This is a genomic window from Streptomyces sp. TP-A0356, from assembly GCF_001417775.1.
Taxonomy (GTDB): domain Bacteria; phylum Actinomycetota; class Actinomycetes; order Streptomycetales; family Streptomycetaceae; genus Streptomyces.
In genome coordinates, this window is the sequence record NZ_BBZJ01000021.1 from 36,054 (window position 1) to 61,385 (window position 25,332).

Sequence of the window (25,332 nt, forward strand, 5' to 3'; positions counted from 1 at the left end):
CACGAAGCCCCCGGCAGCAGGCCGGGGGCTTCGCCCGTCACTGGGGGTGCCGCGTCGGTTCGGTCATCGCGGTTCCCGGTAGATCTTGGTGTTCGACGCCTGGGCGCGCGGGCGGACCACCAGGAGGTCGATGTTGACGTGGCTGGGGCGGGTGACCGCCCAGGTGATCGTGTCCGCCACGTCGTCGGCCGTGAGCGGCTCGGCGACGCCCTCGTACACCTTGGCCGCCTTCTCCTGGTCGCCGCCGAAGCGGGTCAGCGCGAACTCGTCCGTCTTCACCATGCCGGGGGCGATCTCGATCACGCGGACCGGGGTGCCGACGATCTCCAGGCGGAGGGTCTCGGCGAGGACGTGCTCGGCGTGCTTGGCGGCGACATAGCCGGCGCCCCCCTCGTACGTGGCGTGTGCGGCGGTGGAGGAGACGACCACCACCGTGCCGTCGCCGCTCGCCGTCAGGGCGGGGAGCAGGGCCTGGGTGACGTTCAGGGTGCCGAGGACGTTCGTCTCGTACATCCGGCGCCACTCCTCCGGGTCGCCGGTCGCTACCGGGTCCGCGCCGAGTGCGCCTCCCGCGTTGTTCACCAGGACGCCGATCGTCCGGAAGGCCGTCGCGAACTCGTCGACCGCCGCGCGGTCGGTGACGTCCAGCGCGTAGGCCGTCGCCGAGTGGCCGGCCGCGGTGAGCTCCTCCGCGAGGGCTTCGATGCGGTCCTTTCGGCGGGCGGTGAGGACGACGCGGTAACCCGCGGCGGCGAGCTGCCGGGCCGTCGCGGCGCCGATGCCGCTGCTCGCCCCGGTGACGACGGCGATGCGGGAGGCGGCGGAGGGTGCGGCGGTCATGGGGCGGCTCCTTCGGACGGCGGGCTCGTTCGCGAGGCTCTTGGGGGCCCGGTCAACGGTGCTCGTACACGGGCTCGTTCATCAGGTGGTACGAGCTGCTTCCGCCCAGAATAGGTGGCGCCCGGGCCCCGGAGGCGGTCAGTGGCCCCGCGGCGCCCACATGATCACGGCCATCCCGGCCAGGCAGATCAGCGCCCCGGTGACGTCCCAGCGGTCCGGGCGGTAACCGTCCGCCACCATGCCCCAGGCCAGGGAACCGGCCACGAAGACACCGCCGTACGCGGCGAGGACGCGGCCGAAGTGGACGTCCGGCTGGAAGGTGGCGACGAAGCCGTAGACGCCGAGGGCCATGACGCCCGCGCCGATCCACATCCAGCCGCGGTGTTCGCGCACGCCCTGCCACACGAGCCAGGCGCCGCCGATCTCGAAGAGCGCCGCGACGACGAAGAGGGCGGCGGAGCGGAGGATCAGCATGCGGACACCTTCGCACGCCGCTTCCGCGCGCCGGACGGGGAGCCTGGTCCGCGCCCCCGGGTGAGCGCCTCACCTGCCCGGCGGCGCCTGCCGTCGCGTACAGGTGGGATACATGCGGTGATGTCCCGGCCGAAGCGGAGGATTCGACGGATGCGGATGAGGATGAAAGTACGGATCGCGGGTGCGCTGGGTGCCGCCGTGGTGGTGGGCGCGGCCGTGCCCGCCGTCGCCGCGGTACCGGAGGCGGACCTCGCCTATCACGGGTACGTGACCATGGGCGGCGGCCATGTCGACGTGCGGATGGTCCCGCAGAACCACGGGCCGTCCGCGGTCACCGACGCGACCGTACGGCTGCGCTGGTCCCTCCCGCTGGCGGACGTACAGCGGCTGCCGCGGGGGTGCACACGGTACGACACCAGCACGGTGCTGTGCGGTACGGGTCCGCTCGCCGCGGGCGGCGTGGGCAGGGAGATCCGGCTGCGGGTGGGTCTCGCGGGGTCGTCGACCGAGGAGGTGACGCTGGAGATCGACACGCTGTGGGGCAGCGGCTCCGTGGACCGCAACCCCGGCAACGACCGCGAACAGGTGCTCGCCCTGGACACCGGGGACCAGTACTACTTCTAGGGCCGTACCGTGGGGAAGTGGGGCAGCTTGGGAGTGGGGCAGCTTGGGAGTGTGGCAGCTTCCACGTCGTACGATCGCTGTGCGGCGCAGACGAGTGGGAGGGCGGGCCATGTCCGGGAACGGCACGACGCGCGAGCGGCTGCTCGACGAACTGTCCACCGTCTCCCGGCGCTACATGGCCGCGTACGCGCTGTTCAACCAGGCCGTCGCCGACCGGCTGCAGCTGCATCCGACCGACGTGCAGTGCCTGAATCTGCTCGGGCTGGAGGACGGGCCCGTGACGACCGGGCGGATCGCCGAGCTGACGGGGCTGACCACCGGATCCGCGACGCGGCTGGTGGACCGGCTGGAGAAGGCCGGTTACGTCGTACGGGAACGGGACGCCGCCGACCGGCGGCGGGTCCTCGTGACCACGGTGCCGGAGCGGATAGCCGAGTTCGGGCGCATGTGGGAAAGGCTGGGCGCCGGCTGGTACGCGCTCTTCGACGAGCTGGACGAGAGCGAGATCGCCCTGCTCGTCGGCCATATGCGGCGCACGGTCGCCTTCAGCGCCCGGCAGATCGCCCGGCTGCGCGACGGCGAGGTCTAGGGCGCAGGCGAGCGAGGCCGCGACGAAGCCGGTGAGCCCGGCCAGGAACAGTACGCAGATAGGTGGGACGGAGGGGCTCGGGCGGGTCAAGCGCATTACGTCGATCAGTGGCCGCCCTGCTGTGTGCGGGTCTGGGCGTACACCGTCGGTGGTACCCCCACGGTCGCCGTGAAGTCGCGGACGAGGTGGGCCTGGTCGGCGTAGCCGAGGTCGGCGGCGAGTCCCGCCCAGTCCACGGCCCGCTCGGTCTCCGCGCGCTCCAGTGCCTCGTGGATGCGGTGGCGCAGGATGACCCACTTCGGGCCGACGCCGACGTACGCGGCGAACAGGCGCTGCATGACGCGTACGGACATGCCCTCCGACCGGGCGAAGTCGGCGACACGGCGGATCGTGCGGTCCGTGCGGATCCGGTCGACCAGGGCCGTCGCGAGGTCGGCCCCCGGGTCCGGGCGGGGATCGAGGCCCAGCAGGAAGGCGTCCAGGGCGGCCACGCGGTCGTCCTCGTCCGCGGGGGCCAGGACCGCCCGGGGGTCCGTGTCCGGGAACACCTCGGGCAACGGGACCCGCCGGCCCGTCCAGTCGGTCACCGGCCGTCCGGGCGCGAAGGGCCGGAAGCCGCCCGGGCGGAACTTGATCCCGCACACCCGGCCCCGGCCCTCCAGCTTCTGGGTGAACAGCTCCAGACCGATGCCCGCGACCTCGCCGAAGGGGGCCCGGTCGCCGTAGCGCTGGAAGACCACGTTGACCGAGGGGTGCGGGACGACATGGGACGCGTACGGCTCCGGGAGGTCCCAGTCGATCAGCCAGTAGTGCTCCAGGTAGGGGCGCAGCGGCTCGGCGGGTTCGCGGCGCCGGAAGACGACGCGGGAGAAGAGCTCCGCGGCGTCGACGATGCCTCGTGTGTCACGGCGTGGGGCGGCCATGCCCGGATCGTAGGGGCGGCCACCGACAGGGGCGGATGGGTCGGTGGGGTGGGTGAGGCGCGGTGGGGTGGGTGTGGGGCGGTGGGGTGGTGAAGCGCGGGGGGAGCAGAGGGTCGGCGGGGGCGGAATAGAGGGAGGAGCGGCGCCGTTTGGGGATATAGTTGAATCGTAAACAACTTGGAGGGTGTGAGCGAGCATGCAGTTCGGGATCTTCAGCGTCGGTGATGTCACTCCGGACCCCACCACCGGCCGGACGCCGACCGAGCGCGAGCGGATCAAGGCCATGGTCGCCATCGCGCTGAAGGCCGAGGAGGTCGGGCTCGACGTCTTCGCGACCGGCGAGCACCACAACCCGCCGTTCGTGCCGTCCTCGCCGACCACGATGCTCGGCTACATAGCGGCGCAGACCGAGAGGCTGATCCTGTCCACCTCCACGACCCTCATCACCACCAACGACCCGGTGAAGATCGCCGAGGACTTCGCGATGCTCCAGCAGCTCGCGGACGGCCGGGTGGACCTGATGATGGGGCGCGGCAACACCGGCCCGGTCTACCCCTGGTTCGGGCAGGACATCCGGGAGGGGATCAACCTCGCCATCGAGAACTACGCGCTGCTGCACCGGCTGTGGCGCGAGGACGTGGTGAACTGGGAGGGGAAGTTCCGCACCCCGCTGCAGGGATTCACCTCCACCCCGCGCCCGCTGGACGGCGTCCCGCCGTTCGTCTGGCACGGCTCCATCCGCTCCCCGGAGATCGCCGAGCAGGCCGCTTACTACGGCGACGGCTTCTTCCACAACAACATCTTCTGGCCGGCCGACCACACCAAGCGGATGGTCGAGTTCTACCGGAGCCGGTACGCCCACTACGGGCACGGAACGCCCGAGCAGGCGATCGTGGGTCTGGGCGGGCAGGTGTTCATGCGGAAGAACTCCCAGGACGCGGTGCGCGAGTTCCGGCCGTACTTCGACAACGCGCCGGTCTACGGGCACGGGCCGTCCCTGGAGGACTTCACGGACCAGACCCCGCTGACGGTCGGCTCGCCGCAGCAGGTGATCGAGAAGACGCTGAGCTTCCGCGAGTACGCCGGTGACTACCAGCGCCAGCTGTTCCTGATGGACCACGCCGGGCTGCCGCTGAAGACCGTCCTCGAACAGATCGACATGCTCGGCGAGGAGGTCGTACCGGTGCTGCGCGAGGAGTTCGCGAAGGGCCGCCCCGCGGACGTGCCCGAGGCACCCACCCACGCCTCCCTGCTCGCCGCCCAGGGCGCCGCGAAGGATTCCCGGGGATCCGAGGGATCCGAGGGATCCAAGGGACCCAAGGGACCCAAGGGACCCAAGGGACCCAAGGGACCCCAGGGGTCGGAGGGATCCCAGGGGTCCGAGGGATCGGGATCCAAGGGGTCCGAGGGATCCCAGGGATCCCAGGGGTCCCAGGGATCCAAGGGATCCAAGGAAGAGGTGACCGCCGTATGAAGCTCGTCGTCGTCTCGGCGGGGCTGAGCGTCCCGTCCTCCACGCGGCTGGTCGCCGACCGGCTGGCCGCCGCCGTGGACCGGCGGACCCCCGTCGACATCCAGGTCGTCGAGCTGCGTGACCTCGCCGTGGAGATCGCGCACAACTTCACCAACGGCTTCCCGGGGCGTGCCCTCGCGGGTGCGCTGGAGGCGGTGACGGAGGCCGACGGGCTGATCGTGGTGACGCCGGTGTTCACGGCGTCGTACAGCGGTCTGTTCAAGTCGTTCTTCGACGTGCTCGACAAGGAGGCGCTGGTCGGTACGCCGGTCCTGATCGCGGCGACCGGTGGCACCGCCCGGCACTCCCTGGTCCTGGAGCACGCCCTGCGTCCGCTCTTCTCCTACCTGCGGGCCACGGTCGTCCCGACCGGCGTGTACGCGGCCTCCGAGGACTGGGGCGCCGAGGGCCTGACCGGGCGCGTCGAACGGGCCGCTGCGGAGCTGGCGGGACTGATGGCCTCCGGGTCCGTGCGGGAGCCCGCGGAGTCGGTGCGGGAGCCCGAGGAGTCGGTGCGGGAGCCCGCCGGGCGTGCGACCGAGCCCGCCGGGTCCGTCCGGGAGAAGGGTGTGCGGGAAGGGGTTGTGCGGGCAGGGCGTGTGCGGGAAGGGGCTGTGCCCGAAGCCGCCGGGTTGATGCCGGGGGCCGCGGAGGCGGAGCGTGTGTCCGTGCCGGACGGCGTGGGCGCGACGGTCTCGCACGGCTTCCGGGTGATCCCCTTCGAGGAGCAGCTCGCCGCGCTGCGGAAGTAGTCCTCACCGCGCTGCGGAAGCACCAGGGGCCCCGGCGGAAATAGGTGCGCCGGGGAGTGGCGGTGACGGTCGGGTGCGGCGCTCGGCGCGGAGCCGGCGGTACCGGGTGGGCGATCGGTACCGCCCGCGACGAGCTCCAGCCCGTCGGCCGGCGCCGGCGACCATCGGTCCCGGCCCGCCGCACGGCTCCCCGCCGCCGCCTCCCCGAGGCGGGACGCGGCGACGTGACACAGCCGACACAGCGGCCCTACCAGGTAAGTCGTCGCGTCCGGAGCGGTGAGAGGGGAGTAAGAAGCCCCCTTGCTGTCCGACCCACCCGGTGGTGTACCGCCACGATCTTGGCAGACTGGGGGCGTGACCCAGACAGTACTGCTCGCCGAGGACGACCGCGCCATCCGTCATGCCCTGGAACGAGCGCTGACGCTGGAGGGTTACCAGGTGACCGCCGTGGCCGACGGGGTCGAGGCCCTCGCCCAGGCTCACCGCACCCAGCCCGACGTGCTCGTTCTCGATGTGATGATGCCCGGCATCGACGGCCTGCAGGTGTGCCGTGTGCTGCGGGCCGAGGGCGACCGCACCCCGATCCTGATGCTCACCGCACTGGTCGAGACCGCCGACCGGATCGCGGGCCTGGACGCGGGCGCCGACGACTACGTCCTCAAGCCGTTCGACGTCGAAGAGGTCTTCGCCCGGCTGCGGGCCCTGCTGCGCCGCACCAACGGCTCCTCCTTCGAGGCGCCGAAGGAGGAGGACAAGACGCCGAGCGGGGTGGTGTCCGTCGCCGGGTTGCGCATGGACGTGCAGGCGCGCCGCGCCTGGCGCGGCGACCGTGAACTGGAGCTCACCAGGACCGAGTTCGACCTGCTGGAACTGCTCGCCCGCAACGCCGGCATCGTCCTCGACCACGCCACCATCTACGACCGCATCTGGGGTTACGACTTCGGGCCCGGATCCAAGAACCTCGCCGTCTACGTGGGCTATCTGCGACGCAAGCTCGACGAGCCGGATGCCCCGGCGCTGATCCACACGGTGCGCGGCGTGGGGTACGTACTGAGGGAGGACTAGTGCCTCCGCCATCGCGTACGGCCGCCCAGGCCGCCCCCGGGTTCGGCATGCGCCAGTGGCGGCGGCTCCCGCCGGGGTTGCGCCGTCGGCTGCGAGTGCGGTCCCGGCTGCGGCGGATCTCGTCGCTGCGGACCACGTTCACCGTGTCGTTCGCGGCCGTGGCCGCCGGTGTCACCGTCCTCGTCGGCTTCCTCAGCTACGACGCCGCCGCCCGCCTCGTGCGCGTGGACCAGCAGACCGTGTTCGCCCAGGTCGTGGCCGACCTACGGGACCAGGTCAGTGCGAAGCAGCTGATGCCGGACGACTTCGCCATCTCCGACAAGGACCACGACACGCCGCGCGACGACATCGTCCGGCCCAGCCGCACGGTCGTGCAGGTGCTCGGCCCCCACGGAGCTGTCGTCGACCACTCCAATCCGGTGCTGCCCGTCGGAGCCGACGACCGGCGCGCCGCTGAGGCCACCAGGGCGGGCAGGCTGGTGGAGCACAAGAGCGTCAACGTCAGCGGTGACGTCTACCGCGTGGCGACCGTCGCGCTCGGCCACGGCCAGGGCGCGGTGCAGGTCGCCCAGGAGCTCAGCGGCACCGAGGACCTGCTCCGCAGCCTTCAGCAGCGCACCGGTCTGCTGGTCGGCGCGGTCGTGATCGCGGCCGGGCTGTTCGGCTGGTGGCTGGCGCGGCGGATCACCGGGCGGCTGGTGCGGCTGGCCGGGGCCGCCGAGGACGTGGCGCGCACCCGGCGCCTCGGCGTCCAGGTGCCGGTCACCGGAAACGACGAGGTGGCGCGCCTCGGCCGCTCCTTCGACCGCATGCTCGAGCGTCTGGCCCAGTCCGAGGAGGACCAGCGGCGCCTGGTGCAGGACGCCGGCCATGAGCTCCGCACACCGCTGACGTCCCTGCGGACGAACATCTCGCTGCTGCGCCGGATCGACGAGCTGCCGCCCGCCGCGCGCGAGGAGCTGGTCGCCGACCTCGCCCAGGAGTCCCGCGAGCTGACCGACCTGGTCAACGAGCTGGTCGACCTGGCGGCCGGGCAGTCGGACACGGAACCGTTGCAGCGGCTGACGCTCGCCGACATCGCGGAGGACGCGGCGACGATCGCCCGCCGCCGCACCGGCCGCGAGATCGTCGTTCGCGTCACCGGCGACACGACGGTCGACGGACGCATGACGGCGCTGCAGCGGTCGGTGTCGAACCTGGTGGAGAACGCGGCGAAGTTCGACCGCGACGCCAAGGCGCCCATCGAGATCGTCGTCACGGGCCCGGAAGACCCGCCCCCGTTCGAGGACCCCGACGAGCTGGACGCCGGGCCGTCGCTGGGCAGCGTGCGCGTGGAGGTGCTCGACCGGGGGCCCGGCATCGAGGAGGCCGACCTCATGCGCGTCTTCGACCGCTTCTACCGCGCCGCGGACGCCAGGAGCCTGCCCGGCTCGGGCCTCGGCCTGTCGATCGTGCGGGAGGTGGCGACGTCCCACGGTGGAGCGCCCTTCGCCTACCGGCGCGAGGGCGGCGGTGCGGCCATCGGGTTCACGGTCGGAGGGGGAGCCAAGGCCTGGGACGACTGACCGGGCCATGGATCGGGCGCTTCGGCCGACGTGGACGCACGGGCTGAGCCGACAGGGACACCGGGGCCGTGTCAGCCGACGTGGACGCGTGGGCGTCGTTGCCGGTCGGGTTCGGCCTCGCGCAGGACCTCCCGTGTCACCGGTGCCACCTCGCCCTGACCGAAGAGGAAGAAGCGCAGGAAGTTGGCGAACGGGTTGCCCTCGGTCCATTCGAAGTAGATGTGCGGGATGCCGCCGGTGGTGTCGCGGACGTGCAGGAGCAGGGCCGCGAGGGCGTTGGGGATGGAGGACGACTCCAGGGTGAGCACACGGTAGCGGCCGTGCATCACCTCTCCGCGTACGTTCATGCTCGACTCGAACTCCGACGGGTCGCTGACCGTCACCTCCACGAAGATGAAGTCCTCCTGGGGAGGCAGATCGTGGTCGGCCCGGATCTGCTCGACCTTCTCGCGGTACTCGGTGACGTCCCGGTTGTCGGGCTCGTTGGCGATGAAGCGGATACGGCGGCTGGCGATGTCCCGCACGAATCGTTCCGCGAGGACGTCCATGGTCACGCTGGTCACGCGCAGTTCGAAGGCGCGGGCAAGCCGGGACAGCAGCGAGACGAGGATGATCCCGGCGATGAAGCAGGCGCCGATCTTCACACCGTCCGGCCGCTCGATGACGTTCACGACGGTCGTGTACAGAAAGACGGTGGCGATCGTGGCGAAGGCGACGGTCCAGCGCCGCTGACCGGCCTTGCGGGCGGCGATGGTGACGGCGATCGCCGCCGAGCTGATCACGACGAGCACGCCGGTGGCGTAGGCGCCGCCCTGGGCGTCCACGTTGGCGTCGAAGATCCAGGTGACCAGGAACGCGATCAGCGTGAACACGATGACCATGGGCCGTACGGCGCGGGCCCAGTGCGGGGCCATGCCGTAGCGGGGCAGATAGCGGGGCATCAGGTTGAGCAGTCCCGCCATCGCGGAGGCCCCCGCGAACCACAGGATCGCGATCGTCGAGATGTCGTAGACGGTCCCGAACGCGCCCCCCAGATACTCGTGCGCCAGATAGGCGAGCGCGCGGCCGTTGGCCGGCCCGCCCGGCTTGAACGCCGGCTTCGGGATGAGCAGGGTCGTGATGAAGCTGGTGGTGATCAGGAAGCCGCTCATGATGACGGCGGCGGTGGTCAGCAGCTTCTTCGTGTCCCGGATCCGGCCCGTGGGCCTCTCCTCGGTGTCGCCGGGGTCGCCCTGCACATGCGGCATGACGGCGACACCGGTCTCGAAGCCGGACAGGCCGAGCGCCAGCTTGGGGAAGACGATCAGGGCGAGTCCGACCATGACGAGCACGTTTCCGTGCTGGGCGGTCAGGGCGCCGGTCCAGTCGGTGATCACGTGCCCGGCGGTGACCACGTGCCACAGACCCACCACCACGACCACCGCGTTCAGCGCCAGATAGACGCCGACCAGGGCGACCGCGACGCCGATGGCCTCCAGGAAGCCCTTGAGGAAGACCGCGCCGAGCAGCGCGACCAGCAGCAGCGTGATCAGCATCTGGTGGCCGTGCAGGGTCGCGGTGAGGTGGGGATTCTCCACCAGGTGGGTGGACGCGTCGGCGGCGGACAGGGTGATGGTGATCAGGAAGTCGGTCGCCGCGAAGCCGAGCAGGGTCAGCACGAACAGCTTGCCCTGCCAGAAGGAGAGCAGCCGCTCCAGCATGGCGATCGAGCCCTGGCCGTGGGGGCTCTCCTGGGCGACACGGCGGTAGACGGGCAGGGCGCCTGCGAGTGTGACGATCACCAGCACGATGGTGGCGATGGGGGAGAGCAGTCCGGCGGCCAGGGCCGCGATGCCGGGCTGGTAGCCGAGGGTGGAGAAGTAGTCGACGCCGGTCAGACACATCACCCGCCACCAGCGCTGGCCCTTGTGCGGGGGCTCGGGCTCGGCGTGCGGGCCCTGCGGGGCGCCCTTGCCCATGTCGGACAGCCCCTGCAGCATCCAGGCCCGCAACCGGCTCGGCCGGGCGTGTTCCGTGGCGGCCATCGGCGCTCCTGGCATACGGCTGTGCGGCTCCTGGCATACGGCTGTGCGAGCGGTTCCAGCCATCGAGGACCGCCTTACCAGCCTATGCAGTCGGTGATCCCGGGTCCTGTGGGCGACGACCGGATGGCGTCACATGGCAGCGGGCGCTTACGACCCAGGGTGCCTGGGGGAGGGAACCGGATGGGGTCCCGGTGGGGACCGGTGAGGACGGGTCGGGACCGGTGGGGTCCCGGTGAGGTCCGGTGAGGACCGGTGGGGCCCCGGTGGGGACCGGTGGGGTCCGGTGACGACCGGTGGGGTCCGCAACCGCTCGTCCCGCGACCGGTGCGACAGTGACCGGCGACAGGAGCAACGGTGTTTCGCGACAGGAGCAACCGCCCATGACCGCAACCGAGTTCAGCGCCGAGGAGGCCGCCGCGCTGGCGGCCGTGGACGAGGCGGCCATCGCCCGGACCCTGAGCGAGCTGATCGCGATCCCGAGCGTGACCGGCACCCCGGCCGAGTCGGAGATCCAGCACGAGCTGGCCGGACGGCTCGACCGGCTCGGCCTCGACGTCGACCTGTGGTCCATGAACCTGCCCGAGCTGTGGGACGACCCCGGCTTCCCCGGCGCCGAGGCGCCCCGGGACGAGGCCTGGGGCCTGGTCGCATCCTCCCCGGACGGCGGTGACGGGCCGGTCCTGATCCTGCAGGGCCACGTGGACGTCGTGCCGCCGGGGGACCCCACGAGCTGGGCGGGCGACCCGTTCGTGGCCAGGACCGCCGGGGACACCGTGTACGGCCGGGGCGCCTGCGACATGAAGGCCGGTCTCGTCGCCCACCTGGCGGCGCTGGAGGCCGTACGGGCCACCGGGGCGCGGCTGCGCGGACGGGTCGCCGTGCACTTCGTGGTGGGCGAGGAGGACGGCGGGCTCGGTGCATTCGGCACGCTGCGGCGCGGGTACACGGGCGACGCGTGCGTGATCACCGAGCCGACCAACGGGACCCTGGTGACGGCCAACGCGGGCGCGCTGACCTTCCGTATCGCGGTACCGGGCAGGGCGGCGCACGCGAGCTCCCGTGACGAGGGCGTGAGCGCCGTGGACGCGTATCTGCCGATCCACCGGGCCCTGGCCGCCCTGGAGACCGAACGCAACGCGGGACCGGACCCGCTCATGGCGGAGTACCCCATTCCCTACGCCCTGTCGGTCGGTACGGTGCACTCCGGCGACTGGGCGAGCAGCGTGCCCGACCTGCTGGTCGCCGAGGGCCGGCTGGGCGTCCGGCTCGACGAGGATCCGGCGGCCGCCCGCGCGGGCCTGGAACGCTGCGTGGCGCGGGCGTGCGCGGCAGACCCGTGGCTGCGCACGCACCCGGCGGTCGTGACCTGGCCGGGCGGCCGGTTCGCGAGCGGCCGGCTGCCGGCGGGCCACCCGCTGCGGGACGCCGTCACGGCCGCCCACGCCGACGCGACGGGCGGGCCCCGGCCGCGGGAGCGCGGGGCGCCGTACGGCAGCGACCTGCGGCTGTACGCCGCGGAGGGGATACCGACCCTGCAGTACGGGCCCGGCGACGTACGCCTCGCCCACAGTCCCCGGGAACAGGTGTCGGTCCGGGAGATCGCGACCGTGGCCCGCACGCTCGCACTGACGGTGCTGCGAACGGCAGGAACGAAGTGAGGCCGCGCCGCGGGCGGTCGGAAACGACGCGCGGCAGAAGGTAAGAAGTAGGTAACGCGACTACTCTCCCATCTGCTGCGATTACGGAGGGTGGCGACTCTCCGGTCTCTTCCCTTGCTGCAATCCAGTGACAACCGGGTCGCCGCCCGGTCGGCTCCATGCAAGCCTCGGAGATGCGCGCGCAGTGGGGGAATCCGTCAGTGGGGGATCTGTCGTAGCACAGGAGACAAACGTGAAATCCTCACTCCGCACACGCTCCGCCCGTGCGACCGCTGCTGGTGCGCTCTCCGTCGCGCTGCTGACGGCCGGAACCGCAGGGGCGTTCGCCGCCGACCCGTCGCCCAGCGGCTCCAAGGCTGCGAGCCCGGCGCCCAGCATGTCGATGACGACGAGCCCGGCGCCCAGCAAGAAGGCGACGAGCCCCATGCCCGGCAAGACGACGTCGGCCCCGACGTCCACGGCCAAGCCGAAGAAGACCTACAAGGCGAGCCCGGCGCCGAAGCCGAAGAAGACCCAGGCGGCGGTCCCGACCCCGAAGGCCAAGGAGACGCAGGCCGCGGTCCCGAGCCAGAGCCCGGCCATGAAGGGCATGAAGGGGTCGCCCAATCACCGCGCCGTGACGGCCGCGCCGGGTTCGATCACCCTCAGGGCCAGCAAGAACGAGGTCAAGGCGGGCGACCCGGTGACGTTCACCGGCCGCACCAAGGGCCTGAAGATAGGCAGCACGGTGGTGCTCGAACGCTTCAACGGCAAGAAGTGGGTGCCCATGAAGGCGAGCACCACGGTCAAGAAGGGCAGCAGCTATGCCCTGAACACCAAGCTCACCACGAAGGGCACCCAGAAGTTCCGGGTGACCGACGGCAAGACGGCGTCGACTCCTGTCACGGTGACGGTGAAGTAGTCGTCCAACCCGCATCAGGTGAGGGCCGGCCCCGACGAGGACCGGCCCTCACTGGCGTGGAGACGTCCGGCGGGCAGGAGCCGCAGAACCCGGCGCCGGTCCTCCAACTCACGGCCAGGGGCGCGGAGGAAGGCAGCGGAGCGAGTAATGCGCCTGCTCTGCCGACGGAGAGCCGTCGGCGGGGCAGCCGTTCGTCGGCGCGACATGCCGGCACGGCTGCCGCTCGCGTCACGCGTGCCAGCCCATCGGCGCCCCGAAATTCGGCGTCCGCCTCCTCGACGCCCCCGACGCCCGGACCACCTCCTGGCACTCGGCGGCCCTGCGCCGCACCAATGGCACCTGGTCCCTCCTGCCCCGCGCCCAAGCTGCCCAGCTGGGCCGTCTGATCAAGCGCGCCGGCAGGCCCGGTCACTTCGAGCAGAACGCCGTGGCGGTGCTTACTTCCAGCCGGTCAGTGACACCTGAGGGCCATTGGCGAGGTATCGCTGCAGGGCGCTGGCCGTGGTGTCCACGAATTCTTCCGGCATGGCGCCGACGTCAACCCAGCAGACCTTGGCGTGTTTCCGCGGCTCGCGGTTTTCCGGTTCGCCGGTCCATTCGTGGGCTGCGAAGACGACGGTGAGGAAGCCGTTGGGTGCTTCGACGCCCCAGGCGCCGTGGATGATGTGGGCGACCTTCAGGGACTCCGGCTTCACGGTCAGGCCGGTCTCCTCGTACAGCTCCCGTACGGCGGTCTCGGTGATGGGTTCGCCGGGTTCGCTCTTGCCGACGGGGAGGTCCCACATGCCCTGGGCGAACTTGGCGTTCTGGCTGCGCTGGAGGAGGACGACGCGGTTGCTGGCCTCGTCGTGGACGATGACGGCGGCGACCAGCAGGGTCATGGATTCGAGGGCGGGCGGGAGGGCTTTGGGCTGCTCGTCGGTGTTCCGCTGAGCCACAGTTGGTGTCCCTTCGTCGGCCGGTTGGCGGGCAGCCTAGGCCAGTGCTTCGCGTGCGCGGCGGGCGAGTTCAGCGGCTCCGGGCACCTTGCGGCGCTGGTAGACGGCGAGAGTGGAACGGAGTGAGGCGATCGCTTTGCGGCGGCCTGGTCGAGCGACTGACCGGGGCGGTGTAGCGGTAGGCAGGCAGCATCTCACCGCCCGCGGACAGGCGGGCATCCGAGGGGGCCGGCAGGGATGAGCCAGGAAGTGCCAGTGCCGCAGCACGAACAGCGCCAGATCACCGACGAGCAGTTCCACGACGCGACGCTGATCTGGAACTACCACCAGATGGGCCACGAGCAGCGGCCCTGCTCGGCGGCGATCGGCCTGGGCAGCCACGACCTTGGTGTGGCCACCACGGCTGCCGACCTGTACCGCGCCGGCCTCTTCCCGGTGCTGGTGTTCAGCGGCGGGAACAGCCCCACCACTCGCGCTCGCTTTCCGCGCGGCGAGGCCGTCCACTATCGCGAGCACGCCCTGGGCCTGGGTGTGCCGGACGAGGCGATCCTGGTCGAGCCGAGGGCGGCCAACACCGGCCAGAACATCACCTTCTCCCGCGATCTGCTCGCCGGGGCCGGCGTGGAGGTCGAGTCGCTGGTTCTGATCTCCAAGCCGTACATGGAACGCCGCTCGTACGCGACCTGCCGCAAGCTGTGGCCCGAGGCCGACGTCGTGTGCGCCTCCGAGCCGCTGGAGTTGGACGACTACATCAAGTCCATCGGCGACGAGAAGCTCGTCGTCGACATGCTCGTTGGCGACCTGCAACGGGTGATCGAGTGACCCAAGCTCGGCTTCGCCGTCGAGCAGGAGGTACCGGGAGATGTGCATGACGCTTACGAGCGCCTCCTGGGCGCCGGGTTCGACCGCCGCCTCATCAGCACCTGAGCCACCTCGCGTCAGCCCGCCAGGCGGGGTGTGAGCGATCCATCAGCCGAACCTGTTCCCACGTCTGTCCACGTTGGCGAAACTCTTCGCCGCCGACCGGTGGATCGTCCTTGACGATGTGCAGTTCGCTCGGCGCGACTACCAGCATCGAGCCCGCCTCGCCGCTCTGGACGATCCCGGTCGGCAGCAGTGGCTTTCACTCCCAACGCACCTTCCCCACGCGGGACCGGCGGTAAGAGTTACCTTGACAGTGGCCCTTTCGACGCCCACGGCATCCCGGTGCTGACCTTCCACACCCCTGTGGACACCGACGACCTGCTCTGGCAGTGGGCCCGGCGGTGCAGCAGCCTCTGGGCCATCAGCAAGATCGGACCTGAGGAACTCGCCAACCAACTGGCTGCACAACGAGAAGCTCACCATCTTGGAGTCCACACGTGGCCGAGCCGACCACCCAGGAGCGGCAGCTCTTCCTTTACATCGCCGTATGCGCGGCTGGGGTCGCCGGCGACGTCGGCAAGCTGATCACGGCTGCCCAGGAGGCGAACTGGGACGTCGGCGTCATCGCCACCCCGCAGGGGCTGGGTTTCATCGACGCGGCGGCCATCGAGGCCCAGACCGGCTACCCCATCCGTTCGGCTTGGCGCTCACCCGGCGATTCTCGTCCGCTGCCGCCCGCCGACGCCATCGCGGTGGCCCCCGCCACCTTCAACACGGTCAACAAGTGGGCGGCGGGGATATCAGACACCCTGGCTTTGGGCATCCTGTGCGAGGCGTACGGCTTCGGCATCCCCACCGCTGTCCTACCGTATGTGAACTCGGCCCAAGCCGCCCATCCCGCTTACCGGCAGAGCCTGGAGCGGCTGCGGGAGATGGGTGTCCTGATCGGCTCGTACGAGCCGCATCGGCCGAAGACCGGGGGTGGGGCGGACCGCTTCCGCTGGGAGGAGGCGCTGGACCTGCTCACTCCCAAGCTGTCCGCGCGGCCGTGACCAGCGCCGCCGTGCCGGCGGTGGTGGTGGAGCGGTTGCCGCAGGTTGGACGGCAGGGGGGTGTTGCGTGTTGCTGTGTGCCCTCGCTGCCTGGGCTCGTGGACCGGGTGCGTGACGTTCGCTGCGTTGTGCCCCCGCCCAAACCCGTGTGCCCTCGATGTGCCCTGGCCACCTGACGGCCCGCCAGGGACATAGAAGGGGGCGGGGTCAAAGACCCCGCCCAATCCACAGGAAACCTCGGCTCACGGCCAAACCAAGCAATACGGCTGATGCCCCGCCTCATGCAGCCGGTGGCTGAAGTCCTGCCACTCGTGCAGCAGTTGGTACACGTTGAACGCGTCCCGTGGGCCGCCCCGGTCCGGGACCGTCGACCAGATGAACGCCGCCGCGCCCACCGCCTCCTCGCCGATGCCGCGCAGGGGGTCCACGACCGTCATGGGGAGTTTGACCACCGCGTAGTCGGGGTGCAGGACGACCAGTTCCAGCGGCGGGACCCTGTGCAGCGGGACGCCCTCGATGCCCGTGAGGACCATCGCCGCCATCGTCTCCGGCTTGATCTTGGTGAACATGCCGCCCATGCCCAGTTCGTCGCCGCCGAGTTCCTCGGGACGCATCGAGATCGGGACGCGGGCTGCCGTGGCGCCGTCCGGCGCGCCGAAGTATTTGTACGTCACCCCCACCCGACCACCATTCCCGCTCCCTGCGCTGAGTCGGTCGACCGTACGGTCCCTGCGTTCCCTACGGTCCATACGCGCCGACCGACCGATCCGCTCAGGCTCACCCTGCGAAACCTGTGAACTCCGGGGACCCTGTGAACCTAGCGATCCCCTCGGGCTCTGTGAAGCCTGGGAGCTTCCTGGGCCCTGGGGATCCGCCGGGTCCGGTGAACCTTGGGAGCCTGCTGCGCCCTGGGGGAGGCCGTGAGGGATCCCAGGAGCCTGCGAGCCACCCGGAACGTGGGGTCCCTGCGGAGTGACGGGAGTCCTTGAGTCACCCGGAACCTGGGGAGTCATGGAAGCCGAGGAGTTACCCGGAACCTGCGGAGTCATGGAAGCCGAGGAGCTACCCGGAACCTGCGGAACCCGTGGCGTCCCGGAAGCCGAGGAGCCACCCGGAACATGCGGAACCTGCGGGGTGGCCGACGCCTGGGAGCCCCCCGGCCCCTGCGGTACCCCCGGTCCCTGCGCGGTCCTGGAAGGCTGCGAGCTCCCCGGCCCCTGCGGTACCACCGGTCCCTGCGCGGTCCTGGAAGGCTGCGAGCTCCCCGGTCCCTGCGGGATCCCCGAAGCCTGTGAGCCGCCCGGGCCGCTCTGTGGGCCTGAGCCCTGTGTCCGACGTGTCTCGGTCGTCTCCTCCGCGTCGCGTCGGTGCCTTCCCCGCCGGGCACGCCGAGGACCCAGGTCATCGGTCCCCTCGCCCAGTCCGCCACCGCGATGCATATCTCCACCCGACTGCTGTTCTAGGAGGCGTGGCCCCCGCCGCGCGACCCGATCATCGTGTCAGTGACCTCCCCCGCGGCCGCCCGCCGAAACGTGCGTTGAAACACCTGTCCGCAGGATCATCGCGGCCTCTGACACCATGGCTAGTGTGAGCTATCCGTACGAAGCCCCAGTTTCGCAGACTCTCTTCGAGCGCGCGGCGGCCGTCACGCCCGGCGGCGTGAACTCTCCGGTGCGCGCCTTCCGCGCCGTGGGCGGTACGCCCCGGTTCATGGTGTCCGGTGACGGTCCCTATCTGACCGATGCCGATGGACGCGAATACGTCGATCTTGTGTGTTCATGGGGGCCCATGATCCTCGGGCACTCCCACCCCGAGGTGATCGCCGCCGTCCAGGAGGCCGTCTCCCGCGGTACCTCCTTCGGTACGCCCGGTGAGGGCGAGGTCGCGCTCGCCGAGGAGATCGTCGCCCGGGTCGAGCCCGTCGAGCAGGTGCGGCTCGTCTCCAGCGGTACCGAGGCCACCATGTCCGCCATCCGGCTGGCCCGCGGGTTCACCCGGCGGTCCAAGGTGATCAAGTTCGCCGGGTGTTACCACGGTCACGTCGACTCGCTGCTCGCCGCCGCGGGCAGTGGCGTCGCCACCTTCGCCCTGCCCGACACCCCCGGCGTCACCGGCGCCCAGGCCGGCGACACCATCGTCCTTCCCTACAACGACCTCGACGCGGTCCGCGCCGCGTTCGCCGCCCACCCCGGCGAGATCGCCTGCCTGATCACCGAGGCCTCGCCCGGGAACATGGGCGTGGTGCCGCCGCTGCCCGGGTTCAACCAGGGGCTGAAGGACCTCTGCCGGGAGAACGGCGCCCTCTACATCTCCGACGAGGTCATGACCGGCTTCCGCACCAGCAGGGCGGGCTGGTACGGCGTCGACGGGGTCGAGCCCGACCTCATGACCTTCGGCAAGGTCATGGGCGGCGGGTTCCCCGCCGCCGCCTTCGGTGGCCGCGCGGACGTCATGGCGCACCTCGCCCCCGCCGGGCCCGTCTACCAGGCCGGCACCCTCTCCGGGAACCCGGTCGCCACAGCGGCGGGCCTCGCCCAATTGCGGCTGCTCGACGACGCCGCGTACGACAAGGTCAACGCCGTGTCCCAGGAGATTCGTACGCTCGTCACCGACGCGCTCACCAAGGAGGGCGTGGCGCACCAGCTCCAGAGCGCCTCCAACATGTTCTCGGTGTTCTTCACCGACCGCCCGGTGCACAACTACGAGGACGCCAGGGGCCAGGAGTCCTTCCGGTTCACCGCCTTCTTCCACTCCCTCCTCGCGCAGGGCGTCTATCTTCCGCCCTCTTCCTTCGAGTCCTGGTTCGTCTCCACCGCCCACGACGAGCGGGCGGTCCAGCGGATCGCCGACGCCCTTCCCGCGGCGGCCCGTGCAGCAGCGGAGGCCACGGCAGCATGAGTGACATCACCGTCGTCCACCTGATGCGTCACGGCGAAGTGGCCAATCCCGAGGGGGTTCTGTACGGGCGGCTGCCCGGCTACCACCTCTCCGAGCTCGGCCGGCAGATGGCCGACCGGGTCGCCGAGCACCTCTCCTCCCGGGACATCACCCACGTCGTCGCCTCCCCGCTGGAGCGGGCGCAGGAGACGGCCACCCCGATCGCCAAGGCGCTCGGTCTGGACCTCGCCGTCGACGAGCGGCTGATCGAGGCCGACAACGTCTTCCAGGGCAAGACCTTCGGCGTCGGCGACGGGGCACTGCGCCGGCCCGAGAACTGGAAGCACCTGGTCAACCCGTTCAAGCCGTCCTGGGGCGAGCCGTACGTGGAGCAGGTCGTGCGGATGATGGGGGCGTTGAACGCCGCCAAGGACGCCGCGCGTGGGCACGAGGCCGTCTGTGTCAGCCATCAGCTGCCGATCTGGACCGTGCGCAGTTTCGTGGAGAAGCGGCGGCTGTGGCACGATCCGCGCAAGCGGCAGTGCACGCTCGCCTCTCTCACCACGTTCACGTATCAGGGCGACAAGATCGTGTCCGTGGGGTACAGCGAGCCGGCGCGGGATCTAATCCCGGCTCATCTCCTCGCGGGCGCCAAGCCGGTGAAGGGGAAGGACAAGGCGTTCGGGGCCTGACGGACCGGGTGACGTCGAGGACGTCGTACGCTGTCGTAGTCGTTCGCGGCGGCGTGCTGCTCACGGAGAGGCCTACGGTTCGTCACAACCCGTGTGCACTCCTGCTATGTGAACGTATCTTCGTAAAATTCGCTCAATATACACGCGTTCGGAGGAACCTCCGCCCTCATCGTGCCCTCTCATTGTGTGACCACTGAGAGGGCGCTATGAATGGGGACGGGAATGCGGGACATCAGCCGACGAGGACTGATAGGCCTCGGCGCGGGTGCGGCGGCTGCCATGGGGCTGGCCGCCTGCGGTTCCCAACAGCAGGACGGCGCGAAGTCCGGTAGCGGTTCCGGCGCGGGCGCCCCCGGCGACTCCGGCAGCCCCACCCCCAGTGCGCGTCTCCTCGGTGACGGCTCCACCTCCGACAGCGGCAAGCAGCCGAACCAGCCGGACAAGCCGGTGCCCCTGGAGCCCGGTCAGACCCCGCCGCAGTTCGTGATCTTCTCCTGGGACGGCGCGGGCGAGGTCGGCAACGGCCTCTTCCCGCGCTTCCTGGACCTGGCGAAGGCGCACGGCGCGCACATGACCTTCTTCCTCTCCGGGCTCTACCTGCTGCCGGAGTCGAAGAAGCGCAAGTATCTGCCGCCGAACAACCGGCCGGGCGCCTCCGACATCGGTTACCTGACGGACGACCACGTCCGCGCAACGCTGACGAACGTCCGCCGCGCCTGGCTCGAGGGCCACGAGATAGGCACCCACTTCAACGGCCACTTCTGCTCGGGGCACGGCACGGTCGCGCACTGGACGCCCAAGCAGTGGCTGAGCGAGATCCAGCAGGCCAAGGCCTTCGTCAAGGAGTGGAAGACCAACACGGGCTTCAGCGATCTGCCCCCGCTGCCCTTCGACTACGAGAAGGAGCTGGTCGGCGGCCGTACGCCGTGCCTGCTCGGCCAGGACAACCTGCTGCCCACCGCCCGTGAGCTCGGCTGGCGCTACGACGCCTCCTCGCCCGGCGGCCGGCAGGTGTGGCCGGTGAAGCGGCACGGGCTCTGGGACCTGCCGCTGCAGCAGGTGCCCTTCCCGGGGCGCAAGTTCGAGGTCCTCTCGATGGACTACAACATGATGTTCAACCAGTCGCAGAACTCCACCAAGGCGCCCGCCTACAACTACCCCGCCTGGCGCCAGCAGTCCGCCGGGGCCTACATAGCCGGCTTCAAGCGGGCATATGAGACGAACCGGGCGCCGTTCTTCATAGGCAACCACTTCGAGCACTGGAACGGCGGCATCTACATGGACTCCGTCGAGGAGGCCTTCAAGCACATCGCGCGGGAGAAGGAGAAGGGCGCCGACGTGCGTATGGTCTCCTTCCGCCAGTTCGTCGACTGGCTGGACGTGCAGAAGCCCGAGGTGCTGGCCAAGCTGCGCACGCTCGGGGTCGGGCAGCAGCCGGCGGGCGGCTGGAAGACCTTCCTCTCGGGCACCGGCAAGGGCAGCTCGGGCAGCGCCTGACCACGCGCCTGGAATGCGGGTTTCCGCCCGCAAGGGGGGTGCGCAAGATCCCCGGAACGGACATGCGAAACTTTTCACATGAGTGCCGCCTGCTGCGCCCCCCAGCGCCTGAACCGCACCCGTAGCCGCAGCCGTCGACGTGCCGCCCTGGCCACCGCCGGGGCCGCCGTCGCGGCGCTCGCCCTGTCCGCCTGCGGGTCCGGTGGCGTCTCCGGGGGCTCCGGCAACACCAATTTCATCACCGGCAAGGACGGCATCGCGACCGTCAAGAAGGGCGAGCGGACCGCCGCCCCCGACCTGTCCGGGCCGACGGTCGACGGCAAGAGGCTCGATGTCGCCGACTACAAGGGCAAGGTCGTCGTCATCAACGTCTGGGGCTCCTGGTGCCCGCCGTGCCGCGCCGAGGCCGCGAACTTCGTCAAGGTCGCCCAGGACACCGCGAGCAACGGCGTCCAGTTCATCGGCATCAACACCCGGGACACCAGCACCGGACCGGCCCAGGCCTTCGAGAAGCAGTACGGCGTCACGTACCCCAGCCTGTACGACCCGACCGGCAAGCTGATGCTCCGGTTCGAGAAGGGCACGCTCAACCCGCAGGCGATCCCCTCCACGCTCGTCATCGACCGGGACGGGAAGATCGCCGCGCGCACGCTCCAGGCACTCAGCGAGGAGAAGCTGCGCGAGATGCTCGACCCGGTCGTCGCGGAGAAGTGACGTGACCGGAGTGTCCACGCTCGTCGCCGCCGCCGACCCGGGCCAGTCGGCCCTGCCCGGTGCGCTGCTGCTCGCCCTGCCGGTCGCCGTCCTCGGCGGGCTCGTCTCCTTCTTCTCGCCGTGCGTCCTGCCGCTCGTCCCCGGCTACCTCTCCTACGTCACCGGGGTCGCCGGTACCGATCTGGCCGAGGCCCGAAGGGGCCGGATGGCCGCGGGTGCCTCGCTGTTCGTGCTCGGCTTCACCGCCGTGTACGTCTCCGGCGGAGCGATGTTCGGGTTCTTCGGGTACACCCTGCAGGAGCACAAGGGAACCCTGAGCAAGGTGCTCGGCGTGTTCATGATCCTGCTGGGCGTCTTCTTCATGGGCCTGATGCCCTGGCTGACCCAGCGTGAGTTCCGCTTCCACAGGCGGCCCGCCACCGGCCTGGTGGGCGCGCCCGTCCTCGGCGCCCTGTTCGGGATCGGCTGGACCCCGTGCATCGGCCCGACCCTCGCCTCCGTACTGGCGCTCTCCTCCGACCAGGCGAACGCCGGACGCGGTGCCCTCCTGACGGTCGCCTACTGCCTCGGCCTCGGCGTGCCGTTCGTGCTCGCCGCGGTCGCCTTCCGCAAGGCCCTCGGGGCCTTCGGATGGGTCAAGCGCCACTATGTCTGGGTGATGCGTATCGGCGGCACGATGATGATCGTGACCGGTCTGCTGCTGCTGACCGGCGTCTGGGACGGCATCGTGCAGCAGATGCAGAGCTGGTCCGGCGGCTTCACGGTGGGGATCTGATCCATGAGCGACACACGGAGCACCGACGTGCACGGCGACGAGACCACCGAGAACCTCGCTCGGGGCACCGAGTCCGGCACCGACCCCGGCATTGCGCCCCGCACCGAGTCCGGCACCGACCCCGGCATCGCGCCCCGCACCGAGCCCGACGACCCCGACCAGGGCATCGAACCCGACCTCGGCGAGGCCGGCTCCCAACTGTCCACCGCCCCCGTCGAGACGGCCATGCCCGGCTCCTTCGGCGGCTCCCGCGCGCCCGGCGCCAAGGGCTGGATCATCTGGACCGCACGTGAGGTCATCGGCTGGGCCCGCTGGTTCTGGCGGCAGCTGACCTCCATGCGCGTAGCGCTGATCCTGCTGTTCCTGCTGTCGCTCGGCGCGATCCCCGGCTCGCTGATCCCGCAGTCCGGCAGCGACGCGATGAAGGTGCAGGACTTCCGGGACGCGCACCGGACGCTCGCCCCGATCTACGACAAGCTCGGACTGTTCCACGTGTACAGCTCGGTGTGGTTCTCGGCGATCTACATCCTGCTGTTCGTCTCACTCATCGGCTGTATCGTGCCGCGCACCTGGCAGTTCGTGGGCCAGCTCAGGAGCCGTCCGCCGGCCGCGCCCAAGCGGCTGACCCGGCTGCCCGCCTACGCGACCTGGCGCACCGACGCCGACCCCGAGCAGGTCCGCGAGGCCGCGCTGAAGGTCCTCGAGCAGCGCCGTTTCCGTGCGCACCGGGCCGGGGACGCCGTCGCCGCGGAGAAGGGCTATCTGCGCGAGGCCGGCAACCTGGCCTTCCACATCGCGCTGATCGTGCTGCTGGTCGCCTTCGCCTGGGGCCAGCTCTACAAGTCCGAGGGCAACAAGCTGGTCGTCGAGGGAGACGGCTTCTCCAACACCCTCATCTCCTACGACGACTTCAAGTCCGGCAGCCTCTTCAGCGCCGACGACCTGGTGCCGTTCAGCTTCGACCTGAAGAAGTTCACCGGCACGTACGAGCGCACCGGTCCCAACAAGGGCACCCCGCGCAGGTACCAGGCGGACATCACCTACAGCGAGGGCGCCTACGGCAAGGAGAGGAAGACCACCGTCAAGGTCAACCAGCCCTTGCACATCGGCGACGCCAAGGTCTACCTGGTCAGCCACGGGTACGCGCCCGTCGTCACCGTCCGCGACGGCAAGGGCGACGTCGTCTTCCACGCCGCCGTGCCGCTGCTGCCCATCGACCCCAATGTGACCTCGCAGGGCTCGATCAAGGTGATGGACGGCTACCGCAACGCCCAGGGGCTGCACGATCAGCTCGGCTTCGCCGCGTTCTTCGTGCCGACGTTCGCGGGTGCCGGCAAGGGCACGATGTTCTCCCAGTTCCCGGCGCTCGACTACCCGGTGCTCGCGGTGTCCGCGTACCACGGGGACCTCGGCGTCAACGCGGGCATCCCGCAGAACGTGTACCAGCTGGACACCAAGGACCCGAACCTCAAGCCGTTCAAGGACGCCCAGGGCAACATCCTCAAGGCCCGCCTGCTGCCCGGTGAGACCATGCAGCTGCCGGGCGGCAACGGCTCGATCACCTTCGAGAAGGACATCAAGGAGTGGGCCGGGTTCCAGGTCGTGCAGCAGCCCGGCAGCGGCTGGGCGCTCGGCGGCGCGCTCGCCGCGATCTTCGGTCTGGCCGGTTCCCTGTTCATCCAGCGCCGCCGCGTCTGGGTGCGCGCGACGACCGGCGCCGACGGCGTGACCGTCGTCGAGATGGCGGGCCTCGGCCGGAGCGAGTCCGCGAAGCTGCCCGAGGAACTCGGCGACCTGGCCGCGCTCGTCCATGACCGGGCACCCACGAAGACCGACGATCCAGACGCCGACCCCGATCAGGAGCCGGGCGCCACAACCCCCGTACCTGCCGCCGAAGGGGCTCAGAAGAAGTGACCCTCGCCACCGCCACCAACGAACATCTCGCGAGCATCAGCAATACGCTGATCTACTCCGCGATGGCCGTCTACACCCTGGCCTTCTTCGCGTACATCGCCGAATGGATCTTCGGCAGCCGCAGCAAGGTCGCCCGCACGGCCCACGCGCTCACCGCCGGCACCACGCAGGAGGCACCGGCACCCGCCGTCACGGTCAAGAACGCCGGCGGCACCGCCGTGCTGGAGCGGCCGAAGGTCGTCACCCGCAACGCGTCCGGTGCCCGTGACGTGCCCGACGGTCCCGGCGCCCACGGCGGCGACGAGCAGGGTGACCTCTACGGCCGGATCGCCGTGTCGCTCACCGTGCTGTCCTTCCTCATCGAGTTCGCGGGCGTGCTCGCCCGTGCCCTGTCGGTGCAGCGGGCGCCGTGGGGCAACATGTACGAGTTCAGCATCACCTTCTCCACGGTCGCGGTCGGTGTGTACCTCGTGCTGCTCGCGCTGAGGAAGAACGTCCGCTGGCTCGGCCTGCCGCTGATCACCACGGTCCTCCTCTTCCTCGGCCTCGCCGTCACCGTCCTGTACACGGCCAGCGACCAGCTCGTCCCCGCCCTGCACTCGTACTGGCTGTACATCCACGTCTCCACCGCCATCATGTGCGGCGCGGTCTTCTACGTCGGCGCGGTCGGCACGGTCCTCTACCTCTTCAAGGACTCCTACGAGAACAAGCTCCAGAGCGGCGGCACGCCCGGCCGGTTCGCCACCTCCGTCCTGGAGCGGCTGCCCGCCGCGGCGTCGCTGGACAAGTTCTCCTACCGCGTGAACGCCGCGTTCTTCCCGCTGTGGACGTTCACGATCATCGCGGGCGCCATCTGGGCCGGTGACGCGTGGGGCCGCTACTGGGGCTGGGACCCCAAGGAGACGTGGTCGTTCATCACCTGGGTCGCCTACGCCTGCTACCTGCACGCTCGCGCCACGGCCGGCTGGAAGGGCCGCAAGGCCGCGTACATCGCGCTCATCGCCTTCGCCTGCTGGCTGTTCAACTTCTACGGCGTCAACATCTTCATCTCCGGCAAGCACTCGTACGCGGGCGTGTAGCT

23 protein-coding genes and 1 pseudogene are annotated in these 25,332 nt (G+C 70.4%); 18 read left to right on the forward strand and 6 right to left on the reverse strand.

The annotated features are described in order from the left end of the window. Positions 1-63: 63 nt before the first annotated feature. Positions 64-840 (reverse strand): SDR family NAD(P)-dependent oxidoreductase, encoded by a 777-nt coding sequence (locus tag ASC56_RS21020; protein ID WP_055493050.1) that lies wholly within the window; start codon positions 838-840, stop codon positions 64-66. A 138-nt stretch (positions 841-978) separates the two neighbouring features. Then, complete coding sequence (locus ASC56_RS21025; RefSeq protein ID WP_055493051.1) at positions 979-1,314, reverse strand: YnfA family protein; 336 nt, start codon at positions 1,312-1,314, stop codon at positions 979-981. Between the two features lie 156 nt (positions 1,315-1,470). Between ASC56_RS21025 and ASC56_RS21030 the strand changes: the two genes are divergently transcribed. Then, positions 1,471-1,938, forward strand: coding sequence for a hypothetical protein (locus ASC56_RS21030; protein WP_371330207.1), 468 nt, complete (start codon positions 1,471-1,473; stop codon positions 1,936-1,938). 109 nt (positions 1,939-2,047) lie between these two features. After that, positions 2,048-2,527 carry a MarR family winged helix-turn-helix transcriptional regulator gene (locus ASC56_RS21035; protein ID WP_055493053.1) on the forward strand — a complete coding sequence of 160 codons (480 nt, stop codon included), beginning with the start codon at positions 2,048-2,050 and terminating at the stop codon, positions 2,525-2,527. A 104-nt stretch (positions 2,528-2,631) separates the two neighbouring features. Here the strand turns inward: ASC56_RS21035 and ASC56_RS21040 are convergent, their stop codons facing one another. Then, positions 2,632-3,450: a helix-turn-helix domain-containing protein gene (locus ASC56_RS21040; RefSeq protein ID WP_055493054.1), complete on the reverse strand. Its 819-nt coding sequence runs from the start codon at positions 3,448-3,450 to the stop codon at positions 2,632-2,634. A gap of 196 nt (positions 3,451-3,646) precedes the next feature. On the opposite strand from ASC56_RS21040, the gene ASC56_RS21045 reads away from it, so the two are divergent. The 4 genes from ASC56_RS21045 (at position 3,647) to ASC56_RS21060 (ending at position 8,345) form a co-directional block, all read left to right on the forward strand. Further along, positions 3,647-4,924, forward strand: coding sequence for an LLM class flavin-dependent oxidoreductase (locus ASC56_RS21045; RefSeq protein WP_079102622.1), 1,278 nt, complete (start codon positions 3,647-3,649; stop codon positions 4,922-4,924). Further along, positions 4,921-5,715 (forward strand): FMN reductase, encoded by a 795-nt coding sequence (locus ASC56_RS42820; protein WP_055493055.1) that lies wholly within the window; start codon positions 4,921-4,923, stop codon positions 5,713-5,715. Before ASC56_RS21045 ends, ASC56_RS42820 begins: the two co-directional genes overlap by 4 nt. A gap of 354 nt (positions 5,716-6,069) precedes the next feature. Further along, entirely contained in the window at positions 6,070-6,780 is a 711-nt protein-coding gene (locus ASC56_RS21055; RefSeq protein ID WP_055493056.1) for a response regulator transcription factor, read from the forward strand. Between the two features lie 47 nt (positions 6,781-6,827). After that, positions 6,828-8,345 carry a HAMP domain-containing sensor histidine kinase gene (locus tag ASC56_RS21060; protein WP_079102650.1) on the forward strand — a complete coding sequence of 506 codons (1,518 nt, stop codon included), beginning with the start codon at positions 6,828-6,830 and terminating at the stop codon, positions 8,343-8,345. Between the two features lie 71 nt (positions 8,346-8,416). Here the strand turns inward: ASC56_RS21060 and ASC56_RS21065 are convergent, their stop codons facing one another. Continuing rightward, positions 8,417-10,369, reverse strand: coding sequence for a hypothetical protein (locus tag ASC56_RS21065; protein ID WP_055493057.1), 1,953 nt, complete (start codon positions 10,367-10,369; stop codon positions 8,417-8,419). A 380-nt stretch (positions 10,370-10,749) separates the two neighbouring features. Between ASC56_RS21065 and ASC56_RS21070 the strand changes: the two genes are divergently transcribed. Together ASC56_RS21070 and ASC56_RS21075 are read left to right on the forward strand one after the other, a co-directional pair. Continuing rightward, positions 10,750-12,027 carry an ArgE/DapE family deacylase gene (locus ASC56_RS21070; RefSeq protein ID WP_055493058.1) on the forward strand — a complete coding sequence of 426 codons (1,278 nt, stop codon included), beginning with the start codon at positions 10,750-10,752 and terminating at the stop codon, positions 12,025-12,027. A gap of 232 nt (positions 12,028-12,259) precedes the next feature. Then, positions 12,260-12,928 (forward strand): hypothetical protein, encoded by a 669-nt coding sequence (locus tag ASC56_RS21075; protein ID WP_055493059.1) that lies wholly within the window; start codon positions 12,260-12,262, stop codon positions 12,926-12,928. Positions 12,929-13,365: 437 nt separating this feature from the next. Here the strand turns inward: ASC56_RS21075 and ASC56_RS21080 are convergent, their stop codons facing one another. Continuing rightward, positions 13,366-13,866, reverse strand: a complete 501-nt coding sequence (locus ASC56_RS21080) for an NUDIX domain-containing protein (RefSeq protein ID WP_055493060.1) — start codon at positions 13,864-13,866, stop codon at positions 13,366-13,368. 237 nt (positions 13,867-14,103) lie between these two features. Here ASC56_RS21080 and ASC56_RS21085 point away from each other — a divergent pair. From ASC56_RS21085 to ASC56_RS21090, 3 genes and pseudogenes are all read left to right on the forward strand, one after another. Then, positions 14,104-14,793, forward strand: a pseudogene (locus ASC56_RS21085) (YdcF family protein). A 73-nt stretch (positions 14,794-14,866) separates the two neighbouring features. Continuing rightward, entirely contained in the window at positions 14,867-15,079 is a 213-nt protein-coding gene (locus ASC56_RS42030) for a WbqC family protein (RefSeq protein WP_234377011.1), read from the forward strand. A gap of 148 nt (positions 15,080-15,227) precedes the next feature. Then, the gene (locus ASC56_RS21090) at positions 15,228-15,782 is read left to right on the forward strand and encodes a flavoprotein (protein ID WP_055493061.1); all 555 of its coding nucleotides are present in this window, start codon (positions 15,228-15,230) and stop codon (positions 15,780-15,782) included. A 242-nt stretch (positions 15,783-16,024) separates the two neighbouring features. Here ASC56_RS21090 and ASC56_RS42035 read toward each other — a convergent pair whose 3' ends face one another. Next, a complete protein-coding gene (locus tag ASC56_RS42035; RefSeq protein WP_079102651.1) occupies positions 16,025-16,531 on the reverse strand; it encodes a hypothetical protein in 507 nt (168 codons plus the stop codon). A gap of 829 nt (positions 16,532-17,360) precedes the next feature. Here ASC56_RS42035 and hemL point away from each other — a divergent pair. The 7 genes from hemL (at position 17,361) to ccsB (ending at position 25,330) form a co-directional block, all read left to right on the forward strand. Continuing rightward, positions 17,361-18,680, forward strand: a complete 1,320-nt coding sequence (gene hemL, locus ASC56_RS21100) for a glutamate-1-semialdehyde 2,1-aminomutase (RefSeq protein ID WP_055493063.1) — start codon at positions 17,361-17,363, stop codon at positions 18,678-18,680. Further along, on the forward strand, positions 18,677-19,351 hold the full coding sequence (locus tag ASC56_RS21105; RefSeq protein WP_055493064.1) for a histidine phosphatase family protein: 675 nt from the start codon (positions 18,677-18,679) through the stop codon (positions 19,349-19,351). The genes hemL and ASC56_RS21105 overlap by 4 nt, the downstream gene beginning before the upstream one ends. Before the next feature lie 222 nt (positions 19,352-19,573). After that, complete coding sequence (locus tag ASC56_RS21110) at positions 19,574-20,848, forward strand: hypothetical protein (protein WP_079102623.1); 1,275 nt, start codon at positions 19,574-19,576, stop codon at positions 20,846-20,848. A 78-nt stretch (positions 20,849-20,926) separates the two neighbouring features. Continuing rightward, entirely contained in the window at positions 20,927-21,562 is a 636-nt protein-coding gene (locus ASC56_RS21115) for a TlpA disulfide reductase family protein (protein ID WP_055493066.1), read from the forward strand. A 1-nt stretch (position 21,563) separates the two neighbouring features. Further along, entirely contained in the window at positions 21,564-22,337 is a 774-nt protein-coding gene (locus ASC56_RS21120) for a cytochrome c biogenesis CcdA family protein (RefSeq protein WP_055493067.1), read from the forward strand. A 3-nt stretch (positions 22,338-22,340) separates the two neighbouring features. Next, positions 22,341-24,251 (forward strand): cytochrome c biogenesis protein ResB, encoded by a 1,911-nt coding sequence (locus tag ASC56_RS21125; RefSeq protein ID WP_079102624.1) that lies wholly within the window; start codon positions 22,341-22,343, stop codon positions 24,249-24,251. Continuing rightward, a complete protein-coding gene (ccsB, locus tag ASC56_RS21130) occupies positions 24,248-25,330 on the forward strand; it encodes a c-type cytochrome biogenesis protein CcsB (RefSeq protein WP_055493068.1) in 1,083 nt (360 codons plus the stop codon). The genes ASC56_RS21125 and ccsB overlap by 4 nt, the downstream gene beginning before the upstream one ends. The last annotated feature ends 2 nt before the right edge of the window (positions 25,331-25,332 follow it).